Raw genomic sequence first — 8,280 nt, 5'->3', positions numbered from 1 at the left:
CCGGCCCACACCCCCCCCCGCCGGGCACCCGCACCACGCCGGGTCCCGCCCCACCCGAACGCCGGTCCACCCCGCAACCATGCAGGATGGACCCATGGATCTCCGCATCTTCACCGAACCCCAGCAGGGCGCCACCTACGACACCCTCCTCACCGTCGCCAAGGCGACGGAAGACCTCGGCTTCGACGCCTTCTTCCGCTCGGACCACTACCTCAGCATGGGCTCCGCCGACGGCCTGCCCGGCCCCACCGACGCCTGGATCACCCTCGCCGGCCTCGCCCGCGAGACCGACCGCATCCGGCTCGGCACCCTGATGACCGCCGGCACCTTCCGCCTCCCCGGCGTGCTCGCCATCCAGGTCGCCCAGGTCGACCAGATGTCCGGCGGACGTGTCGAGCTCGGCCTGGGCGCGGGCTGGTACGAGGAGGAGCACAAGGCGTACGGCATCCCCTTCCCGAAGGAGAAGTTCGCCCGCCTCGAAGAGCAGCTGGAGATCGTCACCGGCCTGTGGGCCACCGAGACCGGCCGGACCTTCGACTACCACGGCACCCACTACGACCTCACCAAGTCCCCCGCGCTCCCCAAGCCGGCCCAGCCCAAGGTGCCGGTCCTCATCGGCGGCCACGGCGCGACCCGCACCCCGCGCCTGGCGGCCCGTTACGCCGATGAGTTCAACATGCCCTTCGCTTCCGTCGAGGACACCGTGCGCCAGTTCGGCCGGGTCCGCGACGCCGCCCGGGAGGCCGGCCGCGACCCGGGCGACCTCGTCTACTCCAACGCCCTCGTCGTCTGCGTCGGCAAGGACGACCAGGAGGTCGCCCGCCGCGCCGCCGCGATCGGCCGCGAGGTCGACGAACTCAAGGCCAACGGCCTGGCGGGCTCCCCGGCCGAGGTCGTCGACAAGATCGGCCGCTACGCCGAGACCGGCTCCAGCCGCATCTACCTCCAGGTCCTCGACCTGCACGACCTCGACCACCTGGAGCTGATCTCCGCCCAGGTCCAGTCCCAGCTGTCGTAACCCGGGCACCACGGGAAACGGGGCCGTCCGCACGGAGCGGACGGCCCCGCCGCATCCGCCCGTAAATTCCCGGAACCTCCCCGGCCGTTCCCGGTACGTTGGCACCGCACGCCCGAATCCGGCGTGTACCCCCAGCTCAGAAGGCGTTTCGAGGTGTAACCACCGTGTTCCTGACGATCAGTACCACCGGCTCCGCCGAGCGCCCGGCGACCGACCTCGGTTTCCTGCTGCACAAGCATCCCGAGAAGGCGCAGGCGTTCTCCACGTCCTACGGCACGGCCCACGTCCTCTACCCCGAGGCGGACGCCCGGCGCTGCACGGCGGCGCTGCTGCTGGAGGTGGACGCGGTGGCACTGGTCCGGCGCGGCAAGGGCAAGGGCCGCGGCGGTGCCCCCGACGCGGCACTCGCGCAGTACGTCAACGACCGCCCGTACGCGGCGTCCTCCCTGCTCGCCGTGGCGCTGAGCGGCGTCTTCTCCAGCGCGATGCGCGGTGTGTGCGCCGCCCGCCCGGAACTGCCGGAGCAGCCGCGTCCGCTGCGTATCGAGGTGCCCGCGCTGCCCGCCCGCGGCGGCCCCGAACTCGTCCGCCGGCTCTTCGAGCCGCTTGGCTGGGAGGTCACCGCCGAGCCCGTGGCCCTGGACGCCGAGTTCCCCGAGTGGGGCGACTCGCGGTACGTGCGCCTGGTCCTGGAGGCGGACACGCTCACCCTCGCCGAGGCCCTGCGCCACCTCTACGTCCTGCTCCCCGTCCTCGACGACGCCAAGCACTACTGGGTCGCCTCCGACGAGGTCGACAAGCTGCTGCGGGCCGGTGAGGGCTGGCTGCCCGCGCACCCGGAGCAGAAGCTGATCACCAGCCGCTACCTGTCCCGCCGCTGGTCGCTGACCCGCCAGGCCATGGAACGCCTCGAGCTGGTCCGGCTGGCCGAGGCGGACGACAGCGACGTCGAGGAGATCGACAACGCCGTGGCGGCGGAGACCGAGTCCGAGGAGAAGCCGACCCCGCTCGCCGTGCAGCGCAGGGAGGCGGTCCTCGCCGCGCTCCGCGCCTGTGGCGCCGCCCGGGTGCTCGACCTCGGCTGCGGCCAGGGCCAGCTCGTACAGGCACTGCTCAAGGACCCGTCCTTCACCGAGATCGTCGGCGTCGACGTGTCGATGCGGGCGCTCACCATCGCCTCCCGGCGGCTGAAGCTGGACCGCATGGGAGAGCGGCAGGCGGCGCGCGTACAGCTCTTCCAGGGCTCGCTGGCGTACACCGACAAGCGGCTCAAGGGGTACGACGCCGCCGTGCTCAGCGAGGTGATCGAGCACCTCGACCTGCCCCGGCTGCCCGCCCTGGAGTACGCGGTGTTCGGTGCCGCCCGCCCCCGTACGGTCCTCGTGACCACCCCCAACGTCGAGTACAACGTGCGCTGGGAGACCCTCCCGGCCGGCCACGTCCGGCACGGCGACCACCGCTTCGAGTGGACCCGGGAGGAGTTCCGCGCCTGGGCGGCCGAGGTGGCCGGACGGCACGGGTACGCGGTGGAGTTCGTGCCCGTGGGGCCGGACGACCCCGAGGTCGGACCGCCCACCCAGATGGCCGTGTTCACGGCCGGCACCGTGAAGGAGGCGAAGGCCGCATGACCACCACCGGGACCTCGCGGCCGCAGGGCCGCACCCTGCCCGTCACCGACCTCTCCCTCGTGGTGCTCGTCGGTGCCTCCGGTTCGGGCAAGTCGACCTTCGCCCGCCGTCACTTCAAGCCGACCGAGGTCATCTCCTCCGACTTCTGCCGCGGTCTGGTCGCCGACGACGAGAACGACCAGAGCGCGTCGCGCGACGCCTTCGACGTGCTGCACTACATCGCCGGCAAGCGGCTGGCCGCCGGCCGCCGCACCGTCGTCGACGCGACCAACGTGCAGCAGGACGGCAGGCGGCAGCTGATCGAGCTGGCCAGGAAGCACGACGTCCTGCCGATCGCCATCGTCCTCGACGTGCCCGAGCAGGTGTGCGCCGAGCGCAACGCGGCCCGTACCGACCGCGCCGACATGCCCCGCCGGGTCATCCAGCGCCACACCCGCGAACTGCGCCGTTCGCTGCGCCACCTGGAGCGCGAGGGGTTCCGCAAGGTGCACGTGCTGCGCGGTGTGGAGGAGGTGGAGCGCGCCGGCGTCGTCACCGAGAAGCGGTTCAACGACCTCACCCACCTCACCGGCCCCTTCGACATCATCGGCGACATCCACGGCTGCTCCACCGAACTGGAGGCGCTGCTCGGCAAGCTGGGCTACGTCGACGGCGCGCACCCCGAGGGCCGTACCGCCGTCTTCGTCGGTGACCTCGTCGACCGCGGCCCGGACAGCCCCGGCGTACTGCGCCGCGTGATGGCCATGGTGAAGGCGGGCGACGCGCTGTGCGTGCCCGGCAACCACGAGAACAAGTTCGGCCGCCACCTCAGGGGCCGCAAGGTCCAGCACACCCACGGACTCGCCGAGACCATCGAGCAGATGGACGGCGAGAGCGAGGAGTTCCGCGCCGAGGTACGGGAGTTCATCGACGGACTGGTCAGCCACTACGTCCTCGACGGCGGCCGGCTGGTGGTCTGCCACGCCGGTCTGCCGGAGAAGTACCACGGCCGCACCTCCGGCCGGGTCCGCAGCCACGCCCTCTACGGCGACACCACCGGCGAGACCGACGAGTTCGGCCTGCCCGTGCGCTACCCGTGGGCGGAGGACTACCGCGGCCGGGCCGCCGTCGTCTACGGCCACACCCCCGTCCCGGAGGCGACCTGGCTCAACAACACCATCTGCCTGGACACCGGCGCCGTCTTCGGCGGCAAGCTCACCGCGCTGCGCTGGCCGGAGCGGGAACTGGTCGACGTGCCGGCCGAGCGGGTCTGGTACGAGCCGGCCCGCCCGCTGCACACCGAGGCCCCCGGCGGCCACGAGGGCCGCCCGCTGGACCTGGCGGACGTGCACGGCCGCCGCTTCGTCGAGACCCGGCACCACGGCCGGATATCGATCCGCGAGGAGAACGCCGCCGCGGCCCTGGAGGTCATGAGCCGCTTCGCGATCGACCCGCGCCTGCTGCCGTACCTCCCGCCGACCATGGCGCCCACCGCCACCTCGCACCTCGACGGCTACCTGGAGCACCCGGTCGAGGCGTTCGCCCAGTACGAGCGGGACGGCGTCGCCCGGGTCGTGTGCGAGGAGAAGCACATGGGCTCCCGTGCGGTCGCCCTGGTCTGCCGCGACGCCGACGTGGCCGCGGGGCGCTTCGGCGCCGCGGGAGGCCCGACCGGCTCGCTCTACACCCGTACCGGCCGCCCCTTCTTCGACGACGCCTCCGTCACGGAGGAGATCCTCGGCCGGCTGCGCACGGCCGTCACCGAGGCCGGTCTCTGGGAGGAACTCGACACCGACTGGCTGCTGCTGGACGCCGAACTGATGCCGTGGTCGCTGAAGGCGTCCGGGCTGCTGCGTTCCCAGTACGCGGCGGTCGGCGCCGCCTCCGGCGCGGTCTTCCCGGGCGCCCTGGCGGCCCTGGAGGGCGCCGCGGCCCGAGGTGTGGACGTCGGGGACCTGCTGAACCGCCAGCGCGAACGCGCCGGCTCCGCCTCGGCGTTCACCGACGCGTACCGCCGCTACTGCTGGACCACCGACGGCCTGGACGGTGTCCGCCTGGCGCCGTTCCAGATCCTCGCCGTCCAGGGCCGCAGCCTCGCCGCCCTGCCCCACGACGAGCAACTGTCCCTCATCGACCGCCTGGTCGAGCACGACACCACCGGACTGCTGCGGACCACCCGCCGCCTCTACGTCGACACGGCCGACCCCGAGTCCGTGCGCGCCGGGGTCGACTGGTGGCTGGAGATGACCGGACGCGGCGGCGAGGGCATGGTCGTCAAACCGGTCGGCGCCCTGGTGAGCGACGAGAAGGGCCGCCCGGTGCAGCCCGGCATCAAGTGCCGGGGCCGCGAGTACCTGCGGATCATCTACGGCCCCGAGTACACCCGCCCGGAGAACCTGGCCCGCCTGCGCAACCGCTTCCTCAACCACAAGCGCTCCCTCGCCCTGCGCGAGTACGCCCTCGGCCTGGAGGCCCTGGACCGCCTCGCCGGGGGCGAGCCGCTGTGGCGCGTCCACGAGCCGGTCTTCGCCGTACTGGCCCTGGAGTCGGAGCCGGTGGACCCGCGGTTGTAGCCGCCGGACGCACGCCGTCGACCGGTCCGGACAGGTTCTGCCAGGACCTGTCCGGACCGGGCCGGTGCAAGCGGGCGTCCCTTGGATCGCGGCAGTTCGCGTGCTAGCTTCGCTGGTCCGTCAGGTGAACCGGCTCGCGGGGGGAGGTCGGTGGAGACAGCGTCGGGATGGAACGGGGTGGGGCGCGCGCCGGGCAGGGATCTGTTGTTCCGTCTGACCGAGGCGCTGTGCGGGCTGAGCTGCCTCGAGGACCAGGCGGGGCGCACGTACTTCGCCGGCATGCTGGCCGAGGAGCTCAACCAGCACGTGGACCTGCGCGGCACCAAGCTGCGCGAGGACGTCGTCGCGCTGGTGCGCGCGGCGTTGAGCGTCCCCGCGGGGGAGCGGGTCCTCGTCGATGTCGTACGCGTATTCGAAGGCGCTCCGGCTGCTGTCGTGTTCGAGGAGCTGCTGGGCCCCGGCGAGCCGGACATCGATACCCTGCCCGGCCCCGTCGATCAACAGGACGTGGACACCGCCTGTGCGCTCCTGCGCACCGTACAGGGTGTTCTTCCCGCCGGCGCGCTGCGCAACGTACTGGCGAGCGACCTGCACCTCGACCTGCCGCCCGGCCTCTCACCGGTCCAGCTCTTCACGTACGCCGCGGAGTTGAACGTACAGCCGGACGGTCTGCCGCCGACGGTCCTCCTGATCGAGCACGCCGCGGAGCTGACGCCCTCGCAGGACCGGCGCCTCGCCCTGTCCGAGTGGGCGAGCGGCTGGGCCCGGCGGGCGGGCCTGCTCACCGCCCTGGAACGCCGGCGGGCCGAGCGGGCCGAGACCACCGCGGACCCGACGATCCCGCGCTGCCTGGTCGTGGCCGTGGAGCCGGCCCGTGACGGCTCCGACGACGTCGTGGTGCGCCCGTGGCTGAACACCGTCCCGGGCCGCTGGCAGCCCCGGGCCGCGGAACCCGAGACGACGAGCCTGGACGGTCTCGGCCGGGCCGTCGAACGCGTGCTGCGGCAGGTCGTACGTCTTACGCCCGCGCCGAACGCCCAGCCCTCCGTCCTGTCGGGACAGACGCCGCCCTACGTCGAGTTCGTTCTCCCCTACGACCTGCTCAACCACGACATGGCCGGGCTGACCGTGAGATCGGTGGACGGCAGGTCCGAGCCCCTCGGCCTGAAGTACGGCGTCCACCTGCGCAGCCTGGAACGGATGCGCACCGACGACCTGCTGGTCCGGGCGCAGTGGCTGGAGCGCTGGGAGACCCTGCGCAGCCGGGGGATCGGAGTCCACGGCTGGCGGACGTCGGACCGTACCGGACCGGACGTCTGGCAGGCCGCGCTGGCCTCCGAACCCAGCCGTACGGCCGCGGTGCTCGACGCCCCGGACGGCGGCGCGGCCACCGAAGCGGTGAAGGCGGCCATCGCCGAAGGCCTCGGCCTCGCCGTCTGGGACCGCCGCGGCGAGTTCAGCGAGGAGCGCCGCGAAGTGGTGACCGCCGTGTTCTCCTCCGTCCCCACCCCGACCCAGATCCCGCTCGCCATCCACCGGCTGCGGCGCACGGCCGGACTCGACGTGGCGGGACCCCTACTCCTGGGGCGGCACATCGCCTTCCTCTGGGACGACCCCCACCGGCTGGTCGACATCCAGACCGCCGCCGACTACGGCTTCGACGACTACGACAGCGAGGAGAACCGGTTATGAGCGGGCCGGACGCGACCGACGGCACCGACTGGCGTGTGTTCCGAGCGACGGGGGCGGTCCAGGGCGCGGCACCGTCCCCGCTGCCGGACGCGCCCCCCTGGCGCAGGTTCCGCGGCGGGCCGCCGCAGCCGCCACCGCCGGACGACCCCGAGGCCGCACTGCGCCGTCTGGGCCCCGGCGACCACGTTCCGCAGCTCGGCCCGGAGCAGATCGACACGGTCAACGCCGCCCTGCTGTTACGCCGTCCGCTGCTCATCACCGGACCGCCCGGCATCGGCAAGTCCACGCTCGCGTACCTCCTCTCCCGGGAACTCCGCCTGGGCAGGGTCCTGCAGTGGAACATCGTCAGCCGTACGACCCTGCGCGACGGTCTGTACGCCTACGACGCCATCGGGCGGGCCCAGGCCATCGCCGCCTGGCAGGCCGTCGAACAGCGGACGCCGGCCGACGGCGGGCAGCCCCCGGCCCTCGGCGACTTCATCACCCTGGGCCCCCTGGGCACGGCACTGCTGCCCTACGAACGCCCCCGTGTCCTCCTGGTCGACGAGCTGGACAAGAGCGACATCGACCTGCCCAACGATCTCCTGCACGTGCTGGAGAACGGCAGTTACGACATCCCCGAACTGGTCCGTGACGCCGCCGACTCGGCCCGGGTGCACACCGACGACCCCAGGCAGTTCGCGCCGGTTTCCGGGGGGCGGGTGGAGTGCCGCGAGTTCCCCGTCGTACTGATCACCAGCAACGGCGAGCGCGAGTTCCCGGCCGCCTTCCGCCGGCGCTGTCTGCCCCTGGAGATGCAGGCCCCCACGCGGGAACAGCTCCTGGCCATCGTGTCGGGGCACCTGGGAAGCCTGCCGCCGGACGCGGAGGCCATGGTCGACGTGTTCCTCCAGCGGGTCCGGGCGGGCGGCACGCACTCGCTCGACCAGCTGCTGAACGCCGCCCGGCTGACCACCCTCGACGGCTTCCGCACCGACGGCAACGGCCACAGGCTCATCGAGACACTGCTGCGAGACCTGGCCAAGGGGCGCTGATGAACGGGTCGCCCAGGGAGCGGGCGCCCGGCACGGGCGCCGAGGGCGGAGACCCCGCCGGCCCGGACGTGACCGTGGTACCGCACTGGCAGGAGCTGGCCGACGTCGTGTGGCTGGCCGCGTACCGGGAGCGGGCGGGTGAGGGCACGGTGGCGTACGACGCCGAACCCGACGGAGAGCACGGGCCGACGCGGGACACACCGCCGTCCGGTTCCCCCGCGACCGCTCCGGAGCGGCCCGGGACGCCGGACGACGGGCCGGACGCCGCCCCGACGGCGCTGCCCGTCCCCGACCCCGAAGGGACCGGCCGGATACGGCTCGGCCCGCCCGTACTGCCGGAGCCCGTCCGGCGGGCA

General features: G+C 73.0%; 5 protein-coding genes and 1 pseudogene. All 6 read left to right on the top strand.

Annotated features, from left to right (window positions below; translation table 11 throughout):
* Positions 1 to 94 precede the first annotated feature (94 nt).
* Positions 95 to 1,018, top strand: a complete 924-nt coding sequence (locus tag B7767_RS27335; protein WP_085574511.1) for an LLM class F420-dependent oxidoreductase — start codon at positions 95 to 97, stop codon at positions 1,016 to 1,018.
* Between the two features lie 164 nt (positions 1,019 to 1,182).
* On the top strand, positions 1,183 to 2,646 hold the full coding sequence (locus B7767_RS27330; protein WP_085574510.1) for a 3' terminal RNA ribose 2'-O-methyltransferase Hen1: 1,464 nt from the start codon (positions 1,183 to 1,185) through the stop codon (positions 2,644 to 2,646).
* On the top strand, positions 2,643 to 5,198 hold the full coding sequence (locus tag B7767_RS27325) for a polynucleotide kinase-phosphatase (protein WP_085574509.1): 2,556 nt from the start codon (positions 2,643 to 2,645) through the stop codon (positions 5,196 to 5,198). Before B7767_RS27330 ends, B7767_RS27325 begins: the two co-directional genes overlap by 4 nt.
* A 204-nt stretch (positions 5,199 to 5,402) precedes the next feature.
* Positions 5,403 to 6,890: a hypothetical protein gene (locus B7767_RS27320; RefSeq protein WP_085574508.1), complete on the top strand. Its 1,488-nt coding sequence runs from the start codon at positions 5,403 to 5,405 to the stop codon at positions 6,888 to 6,890.
* Entirely contained in the window at positions 6,887 to 7,924 is a 1,038-nt protein-coding gene (locus tag B7767_RS27315; RefSeq protein WP_085574507.1) for a MoxR family ATPase, read from the top strand. The genes B7767_RS27320 and B7767_RS27315 overlap by 4 nt, the downstream gene beginning before the upstream one ends.
* Positions 7,924 to 8,280: pseudogene (locus B7767_RS27310) on the top strand (hypothetical protein); the annotation flags it as partial. The gene B7767_RS27315 and the pseudogene B7767_RS27310, both read left to right, overlap by 1 nt.

The organism is Streptomyces sp. 13-12-16 (genome assembly GCF_002114215.1).
In the GTDB taxonomy this organism is placed as follows: Bacteria; Actinomycetota; Actinomycetes; order Streptomycetales; family Streptomycetaceae; genus Streptomyces.
Note: the sequence above shows the minus strand (reverse complement) of the source record. Positions and strands in the feature narration are given on the sequence as shown.

Coding starts and splice junctions, on each gene's coding strand:
- B7767_RS27335 (WP_085574511.1), top strand. CDS start 95: ATGGATCTCCGCATCTTCACCGAACCCCAGCAGGGCGCCACCTACGAC.
- B7767_RS27325 (WP_085574509.1), top strand. CDS start 2,643: ATGACCACCACCGGGACCTCGCGGCCGCAGGGCCGCACCCTGCCCGTC.
- B7767_RS27315 (WP_085574507.1), top strand. CDS start 6,887: ATGAGCGGGCCGGACGCGACCGACGGCACCGACTGGCGTGTGTTCCGA.